General features: G+C 65.6%; 20 protein-coding genes and 1 pseudogene. 14 read left to right on the forward strand and 7 right to left on the reverse strand.

Annotated elements, in window-relative coordinates; genetic code table 11:
* Positions 1-44 precede the first annotated feature (44 nt).
* Both JGR78_RS05170 and JGR78_RS05175 read left to right on the forward strand, forming a co-directional pair.
* The gene (locus JGR78_RS05170) at positions 45-635 is read left to right on the forward strand and encodes a 2-hydroxychromene-2-carboxylate isomerase (RefSeq protein WP_182792469.1); all 591 of its coding nucleotides are present in this window, start codon (positions 45-47) and stop codon (positions 633-635) included.
* Positions 632-1,405 carry an alpha/beta fold hydrolase gene (locus JGR78_RS05175; protein ID WP_182792468.1) on the forward strand — a complete coding sequence of 258 codons (774 nt, stop codon included), beginning with the start codon at positions 632-634 and terminating at the stop codon, positions 1,403-1,405. The genes JGR78_RS05170 and JGR78_RS05175 overlap by 4 nt, the downstream gene beginning before the upstream one ends.
* Positions 1,406-1,408: 3 nt before the next feature.
* On the opposite strand, the gene JGR78_RS05180 is transcribed toward JGR78_RS05175, so the two are convergent.
* The 7 genes and pseudogenes from JGR78_RS05180 to JGR78_RS05210 form a co-directional block, all read right to left on the reverse strand.
* Positions 1,409-1,759 (reverse strand): H-type lectin domain-containing protein, encoded by a 351-nt coding sequence (locus JGR78_RS05180; protein WP_182792467.1) that lies wholly within the window; start codon positions 1,757-1,759, stop codon positions 1,409-1,411.
* Between the two features lie 116 nt (positions 1,760-1,875).
* Entirely contained in the window at positions 1,876-2,325 is a 450-nt protein-coding gene (locus JGR78_RS05185; protein WP_182792466.1) for a F0F1 ATP synthase subunit epsilon, read from the reverse strand.
* A gap of 9 nt (positions 2,326-2,334) precedes the next feature.
* Positions 2,335-3,804, reverse strand: a complete 1,470-nt coding sequence (gene atpD, locus JGR78_RS05190; protein ID WP_182792465.1) for a F0F1 ATP synthase subunit beta — start codon at positions 3,802-3,804, stop codon at positions 2,335-2,337.
* A gap of 23 nt (positions 3,805-3,827) precedes the next feature.
* A complete protein-coding gene (locus JGR78_RS05195) occupies positions 3,828-4,700 on the reverse strand; it encodes a F0F1 ATP synthase subunit gamma (RefSeq protein ID WP_182804400.1) in 873 nt (290 codons plus the stop codon).
* A gap of 13 nt (positions 4,701-4,713) precedes the next feature.
* Positions 4,714-6,249 carry a F0F1 ATP synthase subunit alpha gene (gene atpA / locus JGR78_RS05200; RefSeq protein ID WP_182792463.1) on the reverse strand — a complete coding sequence of 512 codons (1,536 nt, stop codon included), beginning with the start codon at positions 6,247-6,249 and terminating at the stop codon, positions 4,714-4,716.
* Entirely contained in the window at positions 6,249-6,815 is a 567-nt protein-coding gene (locus JGR78_RS05205) for a F0F1 ATP synthase subunit delta (RefSeq protein ID WP_182804402.1), read from the reverse strand. Before JGR78_RS05205 ends, atpA begins: the two co-directional genes overlap by 1 nt.
* A 336-nt stretch (positions 6,816-7,151) precedes the next feature.
* Positions 7,152-7,907 (reverse strand): annotated as a pseudogene (locus JGR78_RS05210) (methyltransferase domain-containing protein); the annotation flags it as partial.
* A gap of 99 nt (positions 7,908-8,006) precedes the next feature.
* Between JGR78_RS05210 and gloB the strand changes: the two are divergent.
* The 12 genes from gloB to JGR78_RS05270 all read left to right on the forward strand — a co-directional run bounded on the left by gloB (position 8,007) and on the right by JGR78_RS05270 (position 20,349).
* Positions 8,007-8,747, forward strand: coding sequence for a hydroxyacylglutathione hydrolase (gene gloB / locus JGR78_RS05215; RefSeq protein ID WP_182804412.1), 741 nt, complete (start codon positions 8,007-8,009; stop codon positions 8,745-8,747).
* 187 nt (positions 8,748-8,934) lie between these two features.
* Positions 8,935-11,250 carry an ATP-dependent Clp protease ATP-binding subunit ClpA gene (gene clpA, locus JGR78_RS05220; RefSeq protein ID WP_182792460.1) on the forward strand — a complete coding sequence of 772 codons (2,316 nt, stop codon included), beginning with the start codon at positions 8,935-8,937 and terminating at the stop codon, positions 11,248-11,250.
* Positions 11,251-11,399: 149 nt separating this feature from the next.
* The gene (gene ppk2, locus JGR78_RS05225) at positions 11,400-12,296 is read left to right on the forward strand and encodes a polyphosphate kinase 2 (RefSeq protein WP_182792459.1); all 897 of its coding nucleotides are present in this window, start codon (positions 11,400-11,402) and stop codon (positions 12,294-12,296) included.
* A gap of 5 nt (positions 12,297-12,301) precedes the next feature.
* Positions 12,302-12,619, forward strand: coding sequence for a DUF1330 domain-containing protein (locus JGR78_RS05230; RefSeq protein ID WP_182792458.1), 318 nt, complete (start codon positions 12,302-12,304; stop codon positions 12,617-12,619).
* Between the two features lie 46 nt (positions 12,620-12,665).
* Complete coding sequence (locus JGR78_RS05235) at positions 12,666-13,115, forward strand: TerB family tellurite resistance protein (RefSeq protein ID WP_182792457.1); 450 nt, start codon at positions 12,666-12,668, stop codon at positions 13,113-13,115.
* A 63-nt stretch (positions 13,116-13,178) separates the two neighbouring features.
* Positions 13,179-14,006: an ABC transporter ATP-binding protein gene (locus JGR78_RS05240; RefSeq protein WP_182792456.1), complete on the forward strand. Its 828-nt coding sequence runs from the start codon at positions 13,179-13,181 to the stop codon at positions 14,004-14,006.
* A 19-nt stretch (positions 14,007-14,025) separates the two neighbouring features.
* On the forward strand, positions 14,026-14,805 hold the full coding sequence (locus tag JGR78_RS05245) for a transporter substrate-binding domain-containing protein (RefSeq protein ID WP_182792455.1): 780 nt from the start codon (positions 14,026-14,028) through the stop codon (positions 14,803-14,805).
* A 49-nt stretch (positions 14,806-14,854) separates the two neighbouring features.
* On the forward strand, positions 14,855-15,733 hold the full coding sequence (locus JGR78_RS05250; protein ID WP_182792454.1) for an ABC transporter permease subunit: 879 nt from the start codon (positions 14,855-14,857) through the stop codon (positions 15,731-15,733).
* Positions 15,730-16,557 carry an ABC transporter permease gene (locus JGR78_RS05255; RefSeq protein WP_182792453.1) on the forward strand — a complete coding sequence of 276 codons (828 nt, stop codon included), beginning with the start codon at positions 15,730-15,732 and terminating at the stop codon, positions 16,555-16,557. Before JGR78_RS05250 ends, JGR78_RS05255 begins: the two co-directional genes overlap by 4 nt.
* A 1-nt stretch (position 16,558) precedes the next feature.
* Positions 16,559-17,896: a glutamine synthetase family protein gene (locus tag JGR78_RS05260; RefSeq protein ID WP_182804415.1), complete on the forward strand. Its 1,338-nt coding sequence runs from the start codon at positions 16,559-16,561 to the stop codon at positions 17,894-17,896.
* Between the two features lie 270 nt (positions 17,897-18,166).
* The gene (locus tag JGR78_RS05265; protein WP_182806277.1) at positions 18,167-19,096 is read left to right on the forward strand and encodes an IS1595 family transposase; all 930 of its coding nucleotides are present in this window, start codon (positions 18,167-18,169) and stop codon (positions 19,094-19,096) included.
* Positions 19,097-19,389: 293 nt separating this feature from the next.
* A complete protein-coding gene (locus JGR78_RS05270) occupies positions 19,390-20,349 on the forward strand; it encodes an IS481 family transposase (RefSeq protein ID WP_182806304.1) in 960 nt (319 codons plus the stop codon).
* The last annotated feature ends 66 nt before the right edge of the window (positions 20,350-20,415 follow it).

The raw sequence follows: 20,415 nt of genomic DNA on the forward strand, positions 1-20,415 counted from the left end.
AGCACCGCGATAGCGTCCGGGCAAACCGCTGGAAAGGGCAGACCATGGCTCAGATCGACTATTACTTCAGCACGATCAGCCCTTGGGCCTATCTCGCCGGCGACCGGCTGGAGCGGATTGCGCAACGTCACGGCGCGACCATCACCTACCGCCCGCTCGATGTCCTGCAGCTTTTTGACCGCACCGGAGGGGTCCGCCCGCAGGATCGTCACCCTGCGCGGCTTGCGTATCGCGGGCAGGACCTGCCCCGCTGGGCCGAGCATCTGGGAATGCCGATCCGCATCGACGTGCCGATGACGAACGCCGCGCCCTCTTCCTATGCCATCATCGCCGCGCAGGATGCGGGCGGCGACGTGGCGGCACTGGCGCGGGCGATCCTCGCGGCGCGCTTTGCCGAGGGCCTCGATATCGCCGAGGACGAGGTCATCCGCGAGGCGCTGACCAAAAGCGGCTTCGATCCGGGACTGGCCGACCGTGGCCTCTTCGTCGGGGCCGAGACCTATGCCCGCAACCTTGAACGCGCGGTCGAGGCCGGGGTGTTCGGCGTCCCCTTCTACCACGTCCTTGACACCGACCAGCGGTTCTGGGGGCAGGACCGGCTCGACTTCCTTGACCGGCATCTGGCCGCGCTGTGAGCGGCGTCCATGTCCGGCACTGGCCGGGCGATCCCTCGCGTCCGGCGCTGGCGATCCACTGCATGATGGGCAGCGGCCGGGCCTTCGACCCCATGGCGCGGCGGCTGCAGGGTCGGGTGGAGCTGACTGCCTTCGACCTGCCCTCTCACGGGCGCAGCGCCGCGTGGCGGCCTGAGGCGGATGAGGATTACCATTCGGCCGTGACCCGCATCGCGGAAGCCCTGCTGGGGGACCAGCCTGTTGACCTGATCGGCCATTCCATCGGCGGCACGGTCGCCCTACGGCTTGCGGTGGCCGCGCCGCAGCGGCTCAGGTCGCTGACGGTGATCGAGCCGGTGCTGTTCGCCGCCTCGAATTCGGGCCATGCCTTGGACGACGAGCTTGCCGCCCTTGCCGCCGCGGGAAAGATCGAGCAGGCGACGCGGCTTTTCCTCAGCGTCTGGGGCGCCCCGGGCGGATATGACGCAATGCCGCGGTCGATGCAGCAGGCCGCGGTCGCGCTGATGCCGCTGATCCTTGAAACCGACGCGGCGCTGAGCGCCGACATCCACGCCATCCTGCGGCCGGACGCGTTGGAATCGGTTGCAGCCCCCGCCATGCTGATCGCGGGCGCTGAATCGCCTGCAGTCGTGGGCGAGATCCTCGATACGCTCGGCAGCAGGCTGCCAGAGGCTCGCCGCGCGATCGTTCCCGGCGCGGGTCACATGGCCCCGATAACCCACCCTGACGAGGTCACGGCGCTGGTGGCGCAGAACCTCGACCGGGCGTGACGGTCAATCAGGCTCGAAATCGTCGACGTGATCGGCGGGGCCGATGGCCAGCCAGTCGGCCCGGACCCGCGCCACGCGGGTATCGCCCCAGGTGCGGAAGGCAAGGGTGAAGCCTGAAGGCGTCACATCCTCTGCGGTGATGTCGACGCGCTGGTTGGCTTCGACCGAGATGTCCCACATCGACAGGCCGACATGCACCAGCGGGGTATCGCGGAACGGGGTGGCAAAGGCCACTGCGACGCGCTCGACCCGCGGACCACGCTGAGTCCACATCGGGCCGCCATCCTCGAACGCCGAAAACAGGAAGGCCCTGCCTTGCTGAACACCGACCGCCGTGTGACTGAACCGGAGCATCCGCCCCCTCTTGCGCGGCGACGATGCCGCAAAACCACTATCCAGATGAATGGAACGACAACACCCCGCCCGTGGAAACGGGCGAGGTGCCTGTCTTTACAGATAGTCCCCTGCCTTCAGTCCGGGACGGTGGACTGGTTCGGGTCCAGCCCGATATGGGTTCCCAGCGCCTGCATGTCGCCCAGCATCTTGGCCGAGGCGGCAACCATCTCGTCGCCGACCGACTCGCGCCGGGCCTCGACACCCTGATGGGAACGTTGCGCGTCGCGCATCATCTCGTTGTAGACGTCCTGCGTGATCTCGGCGCGGGCATGACCCCGTTCGGCCAGCAGGCTGACCGATTCGCCATTGATCTCGGCAAAGCCGCCGGTCACGGCGAACTCGGTCGCCGTGCCCTGCGCGTCCACCACCGTGACGAGGCCCGGCCGTAGCGTGACCATCGTCGCGGCGTGACCGGGCATTGCCGTCAGATCGCCGTCGGTGCCCGGCAGGCGAACCTCTCGCACCGGGATCGAGACGAGTCTCCGTTCCGGCGACACCAGGTCGAACTGCATCGTGTCGGCCATGTCGCCCCCTTACGCCGCGTCAGCGGCGAGGCGCTGCGCCTTGGCTTTCACGTCCTCGATGCCGCCCACCATGTAGAAGGCCGATTCCGGCAGGTGGTCGTATTCGCCGGCGACGACAGCCTTGAAGCTGCGGATCGTGTCTTCCAGCGGCACCTGCACGCCGTCCGAGCCGGTGAAGACCTTGGCCACGTCGAAGGGCTGCGACAGGAAGCGCTGGATCTTCCGGGCGCGGGCGACCGTCAGCTTGTCCTCCTCGCTCAGTTCGTCCATCCCGAGGATGGCGATGATGTCCTGCAGCGACTTGTATTTCTGCAGGATGCCCTGAACGTCGCGGGCGACCTGATAATGCTCCTCGCCCACGACACCCGGATCGAGGATGCGCGAGTTCGAGTCGAGCGGGTCCACGGCCGGGTATATCCCCAGTTCCGAGATCGCGCGCGACAGAACGGTCGTGGCGTCAAGGTGGGCGAAGGTCGTCGCAGGCGCCGGGTCGGTGAGGTCGTCGGCCGGAACGTAGACGGCCTGGATCGAGGTGATCGAACCCGACTTGGTCGAGGTGATGCGTTCCTGCATCGCACCCATGTCGGTCGCCAGCGTCGGCTGATAGCCCACGGCGGACGGGATGCGGCCCAGCAGCGCCGACACCTCGGACCCCGCCTGGGTGAAGCGGAAGATGTTGTCCACGAAGAACAGCACGTCCGTCCCGGTGGAATCGCGGAACTGCTCGGCCACGGTCAGGCCGGTCAGGGCCACCCGCATCCGCGCCCCCGGAGGCTCGTTCATCTGACCATAGACGAGGGCCACCTGCGACTTCTCGAGGTCGGCCTCGTTGATGACGCCCGATTCCACCATCTCGTGGTAAAGGTCGTTTCCTTCGCGGGTCCGCTCGCCCACGCCGGCGAAGACGGAATAGCCCGAGTGCACCTTGGCGATGTTGTTGATCAGCTCCATGATCAGCACGGTCTTGCCGACCCCGGCGCCGCCGAACAGGCCGATCTTGCCGCCCTTGGAATAGGGCGCCAGCAGGTCGATGACCTTGATGCCGGTGACAAGGATTTCCGAGCTGGTCGCCTGCGCCGCGAACGAGGGCGCGGGCTGGTGAATGGCGCGGGTCTCGGTCGCCTCGACCGGACCGCGCTCGTCCACGGGCTCGCCCACGACGTTCAGGATGCGGCCCAACGTCGCTGGCCCAACCGGCACCATGATCGGACCGCCGGTATCGGTCACGGGCGCGCCGCGGACCAGGCCCTCGGTCGCGTCCATGGCGATGGTGCGGACGGTGTTCTCGCCCAGGTGCTGGGCGACTTCCAGAACCAGCTTCTTGCCGTTGTTCTCGGTGTCCAGCGCGTTCAGGATCGCCGGCAGGTGTTCGTCGAACTGCACGTCGACAACGGCGCCGATGACCTGGGTGATCTTGCCCTTGGCGCCTGCGCGCGACGGCTCGTCGGCCAGGATGTTGCGGGCTTCAGCCTCTGCCATCTTTCAAACCCCTTATATTCCGGTCAGAGCGCCTCGGCGCCTGCGATGATTTCAATCAGTTCGGTGGTGATCGCCGCCTGACGCGAGCGGTTGTACTGCGTCGTCAGCCTGTCGATCATGTCGCCCGCGTTGCGGGTCGCGTTGTCCATGGCGGTCATCCGCGCGCCCTGTTCCGAGGCCGCGTTTTCCAGCAGCGCCGCAAAGACCTGCGTGGTGATCGACCGCGGCAGCAACTCGGACAGGATCGCTTCCTCACCGGGCTCGTAGTCATACAGCGCGCTGGCCTCGACCTGCCCTTCCTCGATCACCGCCGGGATGATCTGGCGGGCCGTGGGGATCTGGCTGATGACGGATTCGAAGCGGCTGTAGAACAGGGTGGCCACATCGAAGTCGCCCGCCTCGAAACGTTCGAGGATGCCCTGCGCGATCTCGCGGGCGTTCTCGTAGCCCACGCGCTTCACCTCGGACATGTCCACATGATGGACGAAGCGGTTCCCCATGTCGCGGCGCAACTGCTCACGGGCCTTCTTGCCCACGGTGACGATCGCCACTTCCTTGCCTTGGCCCAGCAGCGTTTCCGCCTGCTGGCGCGCGAGCTTGACGATCGCGCTGTTGAATCCGCCGGCAAGCCCGCGTTCCGAGGTCAGCACCACCAGCAGGTGGCGCCGGTCCTCGCCCGTGCCGGCAAGAAGGCGCGGCGCGCCATCCGACCCGCTGGCGGCCGCAGTCAGGCCCGCCATCACGGCGGACATGCGGTCGGCATAGGGGCGTGCAGCCTCCGCCGCTTCCTGCGCGCGGCGCAGCTTGGCGGCGGCGACCATCTGCATCGCCTTGGTGATCTTCCGCGTGTTCTTGACGCTTCCGATCCGGGTTTTAAGCGCCTTGAGGCTGGGCATCTTTCCCCTCTCCTCAGGCGTAGGTCTTGGCGTAGGCGTCCAGGACCGTCTTAAGCCGGGTCTCCGCCTCGCCTTTGATCTTCGGGTCTTCGCGGGTCAGCCAGTCCAGAACGTCGGCGTGCTGGTTGCGCAGGAAGGCGATGAGCCCGTCTTCCCAACGCCCGACCTCGCGCACCGGGATGTTGTCCAGGTAGCCCTTGGTGCCGGCATAGATGACGGCCACGATTTCCGCGTTGGTCAGCGGCGAATACTGCGGCTGCTTCATCAGTTCGGTCAGGCGCGCACCGCGGTTCAGAAGCCGCTGGGTCGCGGCGTCAAGGTCCGAGCCGAACTGCGCGAAGGCCGCCATTTCCCGATACTGCGCCAGTTCCAGCTTGACCGGACCGGCGACCGACTTCATCGCGTTGGTCTGGGCGGCAGAACCCACGCGCGACACCGACAGGCCGGTGTTCACGGCGGGGCGGATGCCTTGGAAGAACAGGTCGGTTTCCAGGAAGATCTGGCCGTCGGTGATCGAGATCACGTTGGTCGGGATATAGGCCGACACGTCGCCCGCCTGCGTCTCGATGATCGGCAGCGCCGTCAGCGAGCCCGCGCCGAAGTCCTCGTTCAGCTTGGCCGAACGTTCCAGCAGGCGCGAATGCAGGTAGAACACGTCGCCCGGATAGGCCTCGCGCCCCGGCGGACGGCGCAGCAGCAGCGACATCTGGCGATAGGCCACGGCCTGCTTGCTGAGGTCGTCATAGATGATCAGCGCGTCCATGCCGTTGTCGCGGAAATATTCCGCCATGGCGGTCGCGGAATAGGGCGCCAGATACTGCATCGGCGCGGGTTCCGACGCGGTCGCGGCGATGACGGTGGTGTAGGCCATCGCGCCGGTTTCTTCCAGCTTCTTGACCAGCTGGGCGACGGTGGACCGCTTCTGGCCGATGGCCACATAGAAGCAGTGCAGCGTCTTCATGCCGTCGTTTTCACGGCCGTTGTAGTTCTTCTGGTTCAGGATCGTGTCCATCGCGATCGCCGACTTGCCGGTCTGGCGGTCGCCGATGATCAGTTCGCGCTGGCCGCGGCCGACCGGGATCATGGCGTCCACGGACTTGAGGCCGGTTGCCATCGGCTCGTGCACCGACTTGCGCGGCATGATGCCGGGGGCCTTCACGTCGGCCACGCGGCGCTCGGTCGTCTCGATCGGGCCCTTGCCGTCGATCGGGTTGCCCAGCGCGTCCACGACGCGGCCCAGCAGGGCGCGGCCCACCGGCACGTCCACGATGGACCGCGTGCGCTTGACGGTGTCGCCTTCCTTGATCGAACGGTCGTCGCCGAAGATCACGATGCCGACGTTGTCGGTTTCAAGGTTCAGCACCATGCCCCGGATGCCACCGGGGAATTCGACCATCTCACCGGCCTGCACCTTGTCCAGGCCGTGAACGCGGGCGATACCGTCGCCGACCGACAGCACCTGGCCTACCTCGGCCACCTCGGCGTCCTGACCGAAATTCTTGATCTGATCCTTGAGGATCGCCGAAATCTCGGCAGCCTGGATTCCCATTATCCGACCTCTTTCATGACATTCTGGAGAGAAGCGAGCTTCGAGCGGATCGAGCTGTCGATCATCTGCGAGCCCAGCTTGACGATCATTCCGCCGATGAGACCCTCATCGACGCGGGTGTTCAGTTTCACGGTCTTGCCGGATTTCTGCGCCAAGGTCTCGGTCAGGCGGCGCTGCTGTTCGTCGGACAGCGGGGCTGCGCTGACGACATCGGCCGTGACCTCGCCGCGTTCCTTGGCGATCAGGTCGCCCAGGCGCTCGATCAGTTGTGGCAGGGTGAACAGGCGGCGGTTCTGCGCCATCAGCCGCAGGGTGTTGATCAGGATCTGCGACAGGCCCATGCGTTCCGCAATGGCGGTGATGGCCGATTCCTGTTCCTCGCGCGAATACAGCGGCGAGCCGATCAGGGTCCGCAGGTCGGCGCTGCCGTCCAGCGCCGTGCGCAGGCTCTCGACCTCGGAGGAAAGACGGTCGCCGCCGCCTTCCTCCTTGACCAGGTCGAACACGGCTTGCGCATAACGCCCGGCGATGTTTGCGGAAATCGAAGCGGTATTGGCCACGGACACCCCTTTGGTTTGCGCGAAACCCCGCGGTCGGGCCGCCTTGCGGGCGGTCGGGCGCGGGGTGCGGTCAAGGCAGGACGGACCTGTGGACGGCGCGCCCCTGAATCTGGCGCGTCTCTAGCAGCACTCGCCCGTCACACGCAACCGTTCCTGCCGTGTAAAAATGCTGCAGTCGCCCGGCGAGAGGTCCGCGCGACACGACGGGCCGCCCGGACAGGGGCTCCCGGCCGCCTCAAGCGCAGAAGCCTGCCCCGAGTTCCCGCGCGGACGCAGAACCCGCGAATCGTCAGCTTTCGCCCCCTCGCCGCCGCTCCTGCCCTGCCCGCCCGAGGGATGCGGCGCGGGCCGGGCCGAGGGACGCGGCCTGCGGATGCCGTCCAGCAGGTCGAGCGGCCCCGGCACCAGCAGCCGCTGCGCCGGGCCGATCATCGCGGGCACCTGCTTGGCGAATTCGGCGATCACCACCCCTGCGATAAGGACCGAGGCGATGCGGCTTCCTGCCCGTTCCCACATCTGCGCGCTTTTCAGCCAGAAGCGGCGGTCCGAGGGGGGGATGTACAGCGCAGCTCCCGTCACCTCGGAGACGAAGCCCGCGGCGCGGGCCTGACCCTCCAACTGGCCGCGCGTGTAGCTGCGGCCGATCCCGAAGGGAGTCCCCTCGCTTTGCGCCCATAGCCCCGCGCGGTTCGGCACCATGACGATCAGCCGCCCGCCCGGGCCAAGGATGCGCCAGCATTCGGCCAGCAGCGCATCGGCATGATCCGCCGTCTCAAGCCCGTGCAGAAGGATCAGCCGGTCGATGCTGCCGGTGTCCAGCGGCCAGGCGGTTTCCTCGCACAGGACCGAGTGGTTCGGCGCCCCCGCCGGCCAGGGCATCACCCCTTGCCGGGCCGGCATGAGCCCGATCACCCGCCGCGCCCGCGGCAGGTAGGGCCGCAGCAACGGCGCGGCAAAGCCATAGCCCGCGACGGTCATTCCAGTGGCGCGCTCGGGCGGCCACATGGCGGTCAGCCGGTCGCGCAGGATGCGCTGGACCACCCGGCCCAGCGCCCGCTGGTAATAGAAGGCGCGCAGATCGACGACGTCGTGATGCATGGGCCATATCAGGGCCCTGCCCTTGCGGCGGCGTCAAGCCGCCCGCCGGTTTGCCAATGCCGGAACCCGTGCCTATCGTGGCCCCGACACGAGGAGGACATCATGGCCGAACTGGTGACGATCCACTGCCTGAGCGACAACTATGCCTATCTTGTCCACGACCTGGGCTGCACCCTGCTGGTCGATGCGCCCGAGGCGGGGCCGATCCTTTCGGAACTCGACCGCCGAGGCTGGGGCCTCGACGCGGTCCTGCTGACCCACCATCATGACGATCACATTCAGGCGGTGCCCGAAATCGTGGCCGCGACCGGCGCGCAGGTCTGGGGCAACGCCGCGGATACGGGCCGCCTGCCGCCGCTGGACCGGGCGCTTGAGACCGGCGACTGGATCGAGGCCTGCGGCCAGCCGGTCCATGTGATCGACGTGCCGGGCCATACGGTCGGCCATGTCGCCTTCCATCTGCCCGACGCGGGAATGGTCTTCACCGCAGACAGCCTGATGGCGATGGGCTGCGGCCGGCTGTTCGAGGGGACAGCCGCGCAGATGTGGGCCTCGCTGTCGAAGCTGGCGGAGCTGCCGGACGAGACGCTGGTCTGCTCGGGCCACGACTATGCCCGCGGCAACGGCGCCTTCGCCCTGTCGGTGGACCCCGACAACAGGGCGCTGAAGGACCGGCTGGATGCCACGCTGGCGGGGAAGCGCCCGGCCTCTCCCGCCACGCTGGCCGAGGAAAAGGCCACCAACCCCTTCCTGCGCGCCGCCGAACTGGCCCGTGCGGGAGAGTCGCCCCTGGAAAGCTTTGCCCGCCTGCGCGCGGCAAAGGACTCGTTCCGAGGCTAGGCGGAACTTGAAACACGGGGACCGCGTGATCACATCTGCCTCAGCCGCCGCATCTTCGGCCGGGCGTATCCAAAGTACCCCTTGCATCGCGCCGAAATGCACCGATTCTTAATCGTATCGTGACAGTCTGGTCAGGTGGGACCGTGTATCGGCCCCAGACCGCCAGTCGACTGACAGGAGCAGTGCCGTGCCGTCCTTCTCGACCACCCTGGAACAGGCGATCCATTCCGCCTTGTCGCTGGCCAACCGCCACCGCCATGAACTTGCCACGCTTGAACACCTGCTGCTGGCCCTGACCGAAGAACCCGATGCGGTGCGCGTCATGCGCGCCTGCAACGTCGATCTGGACGAATTGCGCCGGCTGCTGACCGATTTCATCGACGATGACCTTTCGACGCTGATCACCGACGTGGACGGGTCCGAGGCGGTGCCGACCGCCGCCTTCCAGCGCGTCATCCAGCGCGCCGCCATCCACGTCCAAAGCTCGGGCCGCAGCGAAGTCACGGGCGCCAACGTGCTGGTCGCGATCTTCGCCGAACGGGAATCCAATGCCGCGTTCTTCCTGCAGGAACTCGACATGACCCGCTATGACGCGGTGAACTTCATCGCGCATGGGGTGGCGAAGAACCCGTCCTTCTCGGAATCGCGCTCGGTCAAGGGCGCCGAGGCCGAGCAGGCACAGACCGAGGAACGGCAGGGCAAGGAGGATTCCGCCTTGGCCAAGTATTGCGTCGATCTGAACGTCAAAGCCTCGAAGGGCGACGTGGACCCTCTGATCGGCCGCGCCGACGAGGTCGAGCGCTGCATCCAGGTCCTGTGCCGCCGCCGCAAGAACAACCCGCTGCTGGTGGGCGATCCGGGTGTGGGCAAGACCGCCATCGCCGAAGGGCTGGCGCTGAAGATCACGCGGGGCGAGACGCCGGACGTGCTGGCGGGCGCCACGATCTTCTCGCTCGACATGGGCTCGCTGCTGGCGGGCACCCGCTATCGCGGCGACTTCGAGGAACGCCTGAAGGCCGTCGTGAAGGAGCTTGAGGAGCATCCCGACGCGATCCTGTTCATCGACGAGATCCATACGGTGATCGGCGCGGGCGCGACCTCGGGCGGCGCGATGGACGCCTCGAACCTGCTCAAGCCTGCGCTGTCGGGCGGCAAGCTGCGCTGCATGGGGTCCACGACCTACAAGGAGTTCCGCCAGCACTTCGAGAAGGACCGCGCGCTGTCCCGCCGCTTCCAGAAGATCGACGTGAACGAGCCCTCGGTGCCCGACACGATCAAGATCCTGATGGGCCTCAAGCCCAGCTTCGAGAAGCACCACGAGCTGCGCTATACGTCCGAGGCGATCAAGACCGCGGTGGAACTCGCCTCGCGCTACATCAACGACCGCAAGCTGCCCGACTCGGCCATCGACGTGATCGACGAGGCAGGGGCGGCCCAGCATGTCGTGGCCGAAAGCCGCCGGAAGAAGGTGATCTCGCCCAAGGAGATCGAGGCCGTCGTCGCCAAGATCGCCCGCATCCCCCCGAAAAGCGTCAGCAAGGACGACGCCGAGGTGCTGCGCGACCTTGAAAAGACGCTCAAGCGGCTGGTCTTCGGGCAGGACAACGCCATCGAGGCGCTGGCGTCGTCGATCAAGCTGGCCCGTGCGGGCCTGCGCGAGCCGGAAAAGCCCATCGGCAACTACCTGTTCGCGGGTCCGACCGGCGTCGGCAAGACCGAGGTCGCCAAGCAGTTGGCGAACACGCTTGGGGTGGAACTGCTGCGCTTCGACATGTCGGAATACATGGAGAAGCACGCGGTTTCCCGCCTGATCGGCGCGCCCCCCGGCTATGTAGGCTTTGACCAGGGCGGGCTGCTGACCGACGGCGTGGACCAGCATCCGCATTGCGTGCTGTTGCTCGACGAGATCGAGAAGGCGCACCCGGATGTCTACAACATCCTGCTGCAGGTCATGGACCACGGCAAGCTGACCGACCACAACGGCCGGCAGGTCGATTACCGCAACGTGATCCTGATCATGACCACCAACGCGGGCGCGGCCGACCAGGCCCGTGCGGCCATCGGCTTCGGCCGCGACCGGCGCGAGGGCGAGGACAAGGAAGCGATCGAGCGCACCTTCACGCCCGAGTTCCGCAACCGGCTTGACGCGGTGATCTCCTTCGCGCCGCTGCCGCGCGAGGTGATCGTGCAGGTAGTCGAGAAGTTCATCCTGCAACTGGAAGCGCAGCTCATGGACCGCAACGTCCATATCGAGCTGACCTCCGAAGCCGCGAACTGGCTGGCCGAGAAAGGCTATGACGACCGGATGGGCGCGCGCCCGCTGGCCCGTGTGATCCAGGAGACGATCAAGAAGCCTCTGGCCGAGGAGCTACTGTTCGGCCGGCTGATGAAAGGCGGGATCGTCAAGGTCCGCATCGAGGACGACAAGCCCGTCTTCGACATAGAGGGGCCGTCCACGCCCCGGCTCGGCAAGGATCGTACGCCCCTGCTTACGGCCGAATGATGCAGATAACGGCAAAGGCGTCCCCCTGGGGCGCCTTTTCCTTTGAGACGTGATGGAGAGTTGCCAGCGCCGTCCTGTCACCTCGCTGTCATGATTTCTTCATCGATCCATGCTTCAAGGGCCGGAATCGCCTTACAGGAAAGCGCATCATGGCCTCTGACCTCGACCTGCTCACCATCGACGAAGGACTGGACGAGGATTTCGAGCTTGATCTTGAGGATGCGATGCTGCCCCTGCAGATCGCCGCTGCCTATCGCGAGATGCACCCCAGCCCGCTGCCGCGCAGCGTCTATTTCCACGACCTGCTGCGACTGCAGTCCGAACTCATCAAGCTGCAGGACTGGGTCAGCCACCACAAGGAAAAGGTCGTCGTCCTGTTCGAGGGGCGAGATTCCGCCGGCAAGGGCGGAGTCATCAAGCGCATCACCCAGCGCCTGAACCCCCGCGTGGTCCGCACCGTGGCCCTGCCCGCGCCCTCGGACCGCGAAAAGACCCAGTGGTATTTCCAGCGCTACGTCCCCCACCTGCCCGCCGGCGGCGAGATCGTGCTGTTCGACCGCAGCTGGTACAACCGCGCAGGCGTCGAGCGGGTGATGGGCTTCGCCACCGAACCCGAGGTCGAGCAGTTCTTCGACGACGTCCCCGAGTTCGAGCGGATGCTGGTCCGCTCGGGCATCCGGCTGGTGAAATACTGGTTCTCGATCACTGACGTTGAACAGCAGATGCGCTTCCTCATGCGCATCCACGACCCGCTGAAGCAGTGGAAGCTGTCGCCCATGGACCTGCAGTCCCGCATCCGGTGGGAGGCCTATACCAAGGCCAAGGAGGACATGTTCGAGCGCACCTCGATCCCCGAGGCGCCCTGGTACATCGTCCCCGGCAACGACAAGAAGCGGGCGCGGCTGAACTGCATCAGCCACCTGCTGAGTCTCATCCCCTATACCGAGGTCGAGCAGGAGACGATCACCCTGCCCGACCGCGTCTTCAACCCGGACTATGAGCGCGAGGTCCTGCCGCGCGATCTTTACGTCCCCGAACGGTACTGAAAACCATGGCCAAGGCTTACTGGATCGCCCATGTGACCATCGACGACCTTGACGCCTATCAGGCCTATCGACAGGCGAACGCGGCGGCCTTCGCAAAATACGGCGGGCGCTTCCTCGTTCGCGGCGGCCCGCAGACGGTGATGGAGGGCGCCGTCCGCCCACGCGCGGTGGTGATCGAGTTTCCCTCGATGAAGGCCGCGCAGGATTGCTACCGCAGCCCGGAATACCAAGCGGCCTTGGCATTGCGGCAACCTGTCAGCACCGCAGACCTGATCATCGTCGAGGGGCATGACGAGCCGAAGATCTCTGACAAAAGCGACTGATCTTATTTAACTTGCGCCGGATGGAACCGGACCTGATAATCCCCCCATGTTCCGTAGCCTTCTGCCTCGCCTGTTGGGAGAAACCCCGCCCGACGCCACTCTTTCGCATGATGATGCGGAGGTCGCGATCGCAGCGCTTCTGGTGCGCATCGCCCGCGCCGACAATCATTACGGCAAGGATGAGCGCAGGCATATCGATGCCCTGCTGGCACGCCGCCGCGGGTTGTCCGAGGCCGATGCCGCCGACCGCCGCGCCGCGGCCGAGATGGTCGAGGCCGAGGCGCCCGACACCGTCCGCTTCACCCGCGCCATCAAGGACCGCATCCCGCTGGACGAGCGGGCCGAGGTCATCGGCGACATGTGGGAAATCGCGCTCTCCGACGGGAAGCGTTCGGCCGACGAGGACGCGGCGATCAGGCTTGCCGCAAGCCTTCTGGGCGTGACGGATGTCGAAAGCGCAAGGATGCGGCAGAAAGTGACGCAGTCTGCCCGCTGAGGCCAGCCCGCCCTTGACGACATCGTTGCAATCCGTTGCCGATTTGCGCCAGATGCACGGATCATGACTGCCGATCTCTCCGCCCCACAGCCCGGCCCGCCGGGACATGCTGCCCTGGCGGCGGCTGCCCCGGTCATCCAGATCCGCGGGCTGCACAAGTCCTATGGCTCGCTGCAGGTGCTGAAGGGCGTGGACATGACCGCGCCGCGCGGCCATGTGGTGACGCTGATCGGCTCCTCCGGGTCCGGGAAATCCACGCTGCTGCGCTGCTGCAACCTGCTGGAAATCAGCCAGGCGGGCGAGGTGGTGATCGAGGGCGAGCCGGTCCGCTGGACCGGCGCCGGCCCCGACCGCCAGCCCGCCGACCGGGCGCAGGTGCGGCGGCTGCGGACGAACCTGTCGATGGTGTTCCAGCAGTTCAACCTGTGGTCCCACATGACCATCCTGCAGAACGTGATGGAGGCGCCGCTGACCGCGCTGGGCCAGCCTGCAGCACAAGTCGAGGCGCGGGCGCGCAAGCTGCTGGACAAGGTCGGCATCGGCGACAAGGCCGACGCCTGGCCCGCCCAGTTGTCAGGGGGCCAGCAGCAGCGCGCCGCCATCGCCCGCGCCTTGTGCATGGAACCCCGCGCCCTGCTGTTCGACGAGCCGACCAGCGCGCTCGACCCCGAATTGCAGCAGGAGGTCGTCAGGGTGATCAAGGATCTTGCGGGTGAGCATCGGACGATGATCCTCGTGACCCATGACATGCGGCTGGCCGCCGATGTCAGCGACCATGTCGTGTTCCTGCACCAGGGCCGGATCGAGGAGGAAGGCCCGCCCGACCAGATTTTCCGCGCAGCCCGGACGGACCGGCTGCGCCAATTCCTCAGCGCCACCGCAAGCGCCTGAGCACCAACGGGAGACTGCCATGAAGAACCTGCTGATCGCCGCCGCCGTGCTGGCCCTGAGCGCGGGCGCGACCCTCGCCGAGCCGCTGCGGATGGGCACCGAAGGCGCCTATCCTCCCTACAACTTCGTCAATGAAAACGGCCAGGTGGACGGCTTCGAGATCGAGCTGGGCAATGAATTGTGCAAGCGTATCGGCGCCGAATGCACCTGGGTCCGCAATGACTGGGACTCGATCATTCCGAACCTCGTCAGCGGCAACTACGACACGATCATGGCGGGAATGAACATCACCGACGAACGCCGCCAGTCCATCGCCTTTTCCGACGCCTACACCCCACCGCCGCCCTCGGCCTATCTGGCTCTGACGCCCGACGTTGACGTGACCGGCATCGTGGCCGCGCAGACCAACACCATCCAGGCGGGCTATGTGGCCGAATCCGGTGCCACGCTGGTCGAGTTCGCCACCGGCGAGGAAGCCATTGCCGCCGTCCGCAACGGCGAGGCCGACGCCGTCTTCGCCGACCGCGACTTCCTTGTGCCTTTCGAGCGCGACTCGGACGATCTCGTGTGGATCGAGGGCAAGGACCGCGTCGTCGTGGGCGAGGGCCTGGGCATCGGGATGCGCCAGTCGGACACCGAGCTGAAGGCCCGCTTCGACAAGGCCATCGCGGACATGAAGGCCGACGGCTCGCTGGACGCGCTGATCGTCAAGTGGCTGGGCGCCGAGGCCAAGACCTTCGCCGGCATCGCAGCTGAGGGTGCCGCCACGGACGCGGCGCCCGCCGCTGCGTCGAACTGACCCGCTGATGGGACCGCCGTCCTGATCCGGACGGCGGCCTGCACCCGCCATGTTCGCCATCTGCGCCGACCCGAAGGCCCTCGAAGGGCTCGCCTGGATGCTGTGCTACCTCACCTCGGGGACGCACATGCTGTTCTATGCGTCCTTCGGAACGGTGCTGGGGCTGCTGGCCGTGACCACGCCGCTGGCGCTGCTGCTGGGGTTCCTCGGCGCGCTGGCCGCACGATCCCACGCAGCGCCTCTGCGCTGGATCGGGCAGACCTATGCGGCCATCGTGCGCGGCGTGCCGGACGTGGTGTTCTTCCTCTTCGTCCCCATCGCGCTGGATCAGGGGATCGAGTGGCTGCGCTCGCGTTTTCTCTGCGATCCCTCGGTGCCGGTGCGGCAGGGCAACGAGTTCGTCGTCTGCCCCGCCGCCAAGATGCCGCTGTCCACCAGCGCCGAATGGGTGCATGACCTTTACGGCATCGCGCTGGCCATCGCGGCCTTCGCCTTCGTCTTCGGCGCCTTCGCGGCGAACGTGCTTTACGGCGCCATGAAGGCCGTGCCGCAGACCCAGCTTGAAACGGCAGAGGCTTACGGCATGTCCCCGCGCCAGATCAACCGGCGCATCCTGATCCCGCAGATGTGGACCTATGCTCTGCCGGGCCTGTCGAACCTGTGGATGATCCTCATCAAGGCCACGCCGCTGCTGTTCCTGCTGGGGGTCGAGGACATCGTCTACTGGGCGCGGGAACTCGGCGGGACCAAGACCACGACCTTCGCCTATCCGCATGGCGACTGGAGGGTGTGGTATTTCCTGGCGCTGCTGGTCTTCTACCTTGGCATGACCTGGATTTCCCAGCGCCTGATCGACCGGCTGGCGTCGCGCCTGTCGCGGGGGCAGGCCACCATGGCGGGTGAGGCGATGCGGAAGGCCCCCGCATGAACCAGTGCCTGCAGACCATCTCCGACTACGGGCTGCGGTCCATCGGGATCGGGGAACGGCTGCTCCCGCGCAGCGACTTCACGCTCTGCCAGCAGTTCACGCTGATCGGCTCGGGGCTGATCTGGAACCTTTACTTCGCCATCCTGTCGCTCGGCTTCGGCTTCGTGCTGGCGAATGCGCTGGCGCTGGCCAAAGCCAGCCCGAACCCTTGGCTACGGAAGCCTGCCGAGGGCTTCATCTTCGTCTTCCGCGGCAGTCCGCTGTTCATCCAGTTCTTCCTGGCCTATTCGGCGCTGGTGCTGCTGCCGCGCGACGGGCTGTCCTTCCTGGGCCTGACGCTGCCGACAGGCTGGCTGACCCGCGCCTGGGCGGGGGCGCTGATCGTCCTGACGCTGAACACCGCCGCCTATTCGGCCCAGATCTTCCACGGCGCCCTGCGCAACGTCCCCAAGGGCGACCTCGAGGCTGCAGACGCCTATGGTCTGACTGGCTGGAAGCGGTTCCGCCGCATCGTCTGGCCCACGATGATGCGGCTGGCGTGGCCCTCCTACACCAACGAGGCGATCTTCCTCTTCCATGCCACGACGCTGGTCTTCTTCTCGGCCTTCCCGGCGATCCAGCAGAAAGGCGACAGCCTGTATTACGCCAGCTATTTCGCCGACAAGACCTTCAACCCCTTTGTGGCCTATCCCATCGTGGCGGGCTATTTCATCCTCCTGACCCTGTGCCTGATCGGGCTTTTTGGGGTCGTCAACCGGCGGCTGAATCGCCATCTGCCGGGCGCGGCCAAGCGGCTGCGCTATCGGCCGAAACTTATCAGGTGATATCATGGACTGGCTGAGGGATCATCCGGAGGTCAAGACGATCCGCGTGGCGGCATCCGATCTGAACGGCGTTGCCCGCGGCAAGCGGGTGCCCGCGCGCTTTGCCGACAAGCTGCTGACCGAAGGCACCAAGTTCCCCTATTCCGTCCTGAACATGGACATCTGGGGCGAGGACGTCGAGGACAGCCCCCTGGTCTTCCAGGCGGGCGATCCGGACGGGCTGCTGATGCCGACGGAACGCGGCTTCATGCCGATGCCTTGGCTGGACGCGCCCACGGGGCTGCTGCCCTTGTGGATGTTCCACCCGGACGGGCGGCCCTATGACGGCTGCCCGCGGCAGGCGCTCGCCCGCGTCGCGGACCGCTACAAGGCCGCGGGGCTGACGCCTGTGGTCGCGACCGAGCTTGAGTTCTTCCTGATCGACGACAGCAAGTTCGGCGAGTTGCAGGTGCCGCCCTCGCCACGGTCCGGCAAGCGGCGGACGGGTGCGGAAACCCTGTCGCTGCGGGCGCTGGACGCCTTCGACCGCTTCTTCACCCAGCTTTACGACAGTTGCGAGGCGATGGACATTCCCGCCGACACCGCGATTTCCGAGGCGGCGCCGGGACAGTTCGAGATCAACCTGATGCACCAGCCCGACCCGCTGAAGGCGGCGGACGATGCCTGGCTGTTCAAGATGCTGGTCAAGGGAATCGCTCGCCGCTTCGGCTTTGCGGGTTCCTTCATGGCCAAGCCTTACGAGCTTTTCAACGGCAACGGGATGCACATGCATTTCTCGGTCCTCGATGCCGAGGGGAACAACATCTTCGACGACGGAACGGAGGCCGGTTCGGCCATGCTGCGCCATGCCGTCGCGGGCTGCCTGAGGGCGATGCCGGGGTCCACGCTGCTGTTCGCGCCGCATGAGAACAGCTACGACCGGCTGGTGCCGAACGCCCATGCACCCACCGGCATCGGCTGGGCTTATGAGAACCGGACCTCGGCCATCCGCATCCCTTCCTCCCACCCAAGGGCGCGGCGGATCGAGCATCGGACGCCCGGCGGCGACGTGAACCCCTATCTGACCGTGGCGGCCATCCTCGGGGCCGCGCTGAACGGGATCGAGGACCGGCTGGACTGTCCGCCCCCCATCACCGGCAACGCCTATGACCATGACCTTGAGCAGTTGCCGGGGTCATGGGCCGCGGCCATCGACCGCTTCGGCAGGTGCCCGGACATCAAGCGCATCTTCTCGCAGCACCTGATCGACAACCTGCTGATGACCAAGCGGCAGGAACTGCATTACATGGCCGAACTGTCGGACGCAGAGACGATCGAACTGTATCTGGATACGGTCTGAGCCCTGCCGGGCAGAGCAGTCTCGATGGCAAGGGCGCAGGCCATTCGCCTCAACTTGTCCGCTGGAACCTGCGGACAAGGGTGAACCACCGGCGCAGGTGCCCCCAACAGTATCGTGACCTGACACCATGGCCATCTGCGATGGAGGACTTGCAGCGCCATGGGTACCAAGCCGGTATGTTTCAGAAGGGGACTATATAGATAACTAGCCAAATTTCGCTTGGCGGTCGTGGCTAGCTAGATTATAAAGGTTCCAGAAGGAGCCCGTGCCATGACGAACCCCGAGACGCTCTCGACATTCCAGTTCTTCCAGAAGTTTCCTGACGAGGAAGCCGCTCGAAAGCATTTCGAGGCGCAGCGGTGGAGTAAAGAGCCGGTCTGCGGCCACTGTGGTTCTGTCAACGTGACAGAGGTCAAGGGCCACAAGCCGATGCCTTACCGCTGCAAGAATTGCCGGAAGCATTTCAGCGTTCGCACCGGCACGGTCTTGGCCGAAAGCCGCCTGCCGCTCCAGAAGTGGCTGCTGGCGATCTACATGCTGACCAGCGCGCGCAAGGGCATCCCAAGCACACAGATGGCCCGAGAGTTGGGTGTTACCCAGAAGACGGCGTGGTTCCTCGCGCAGCGCATTCGGGAAACTTGGCTAAAGGATCGCGGAGATTACATGGACGGCGATCAGATGCAGGTTGACGAAACCTACGTTGGCGGCCGTGAGAAAAACAAGCATTCCAGCAAGAAGCTGAACGCCGGGCGCGGCACAGTCGGGAAAACCGCAGTGGTTGGCATCCGCTCCGCATTCGGCGAGGTCCGGGCTGTCGTTGTCGAGAACACGAAGGCTGCTACCCTTGAGCGGTTTGTGCGCGAACACTGCAAGACCGGCGCAACCATCGTAACGGATACTCATGGCGGCTACATCGGCCTTGAGGCTGCGGGCTTCCAGCACATCCGCATCAATCACTCGGCTGGCGAGTATATCCGCGACATGGCCCATACCAACGGTATCGAGAGCTTCTGGGCCCTCCTCAAGCGGGGTTACATTGGCGTCTATCATTATATGAGCACCAAGCACCTGCACCGCTATGTGAAAGAGTTCTCCTTCCGGCACAATACTGCCAAGATCGGAACGATGGACTTCATTAACATGACCATCGCCCGCATGGCTGGCGAGCGCCTTACCTACAGAGGACTAATCCATGCCTGATGAAAAGAGCGCAATCGAGCCGATTGATGCCAGCTTTGACGAGGTTGTTTCCGCCATCGCGCCTAGGGCCCGAAGGAAGCAGAGCGTGGCTAGCAGCAATGCTGATAGTGACGCAGGACCTCCAAACGAGGCAACCCACAGAGGAACCCTCCAGATAGGGCCCGTGAGCATCCCTTGCGCCGTCTTGCGGGACGGAACTCGTATTCTGTCCGAAAACGGCATCGCCAACGCCCTAGGTGTTTGATCCCATGGTTTGATGGTGTGATCCTTTCTCATGAATGGAAGGAGGCACTATGGGCCAGGTTCGTCACGGAAGCGCCACGACCACGCACGCCGTCCGAGCTGCAATACAACGATCGCAAGCTTCGCTCGCGACGCTGAGCCGGGAACTGGGGATCAACCCCAAGACGGTGGCGAAGTGGCGCAAGCGGACGACGGTCGAGGACCTGAAGACGGGACCGAAGGAGCCGCGCTCGACGGTCCTGACCGAGGCCGAGGAAGCGGTGATCGTCGCGTTCCGGCGTCACACGCTCCTGCCGCTGGACGATTGCCTCTACGCTCTACAGCCCTCGATCCCGCACCTGACACGGTCGGCATTGCACCGGTGCCTTCAACGGCACGGCATCTCGCGTCTGCCTGATGTGGAGGGCGACAAGCCGAAGCGACAGCGCTTCAAGCGCTATCCGATCGGGTTCTTTCACATCGACATCGCCGAACTCCAGACGGGTGAGGGCAAGCTCTATCTCTTTGTCGGCATCGACCGAACCAGCAAGTTCGCGGTCACCCAGCTTGTCGACAAGGCAGATAGGAAGACGGCGTGGGAGTTCCTAGAACACCTTCTGACAGTCGTGCCCTACCGCATTCATACAATCCTGACCGATAACGGCATCCAATTCGCCGACCAGCCGCGCAACCGGAACACCGCCTGGTCGCGGCAGATGCGCTTCGACATGATCTGCGAGGCCAACGGGATCGAGCACAGGCTGACAAAGCCGAACCATCCCTGGACCAATGGTCAGGTCGAGCGGATGAACCGCACGATCAAGGAAGCGACCGTCAAGCGCTTCCACTACGACGATCACGACCAGCTGCGCGCGCACTTGGCCGACTTCATGGCTGCCTACAACTTTGCGCGTCGGCTCAAGACGCTGAAGGGGCTCACCCCCTACGAATACATCTGCAAGGTCTGGACCTCAGAGCCGGACAGATTCATCCTCAACCCGATCCACCAGATGCCGGGACTGAACACCTAGGGGGCAGGAGCGGGGCAGCCAAGCGCCTCAAGACCGCAGCGGCGGAGGCCGGGGCCCATGTGCCTG

It is taken from the genome of Paracoccus sp. MC1862 (assembly GCF_016617715.1).
Classification (GTDB): Bacteria; Pseudomonadota; Alphaproteobacteria; order Rhodobacterales; family Rhodobacteraceae; genus Paracoccus.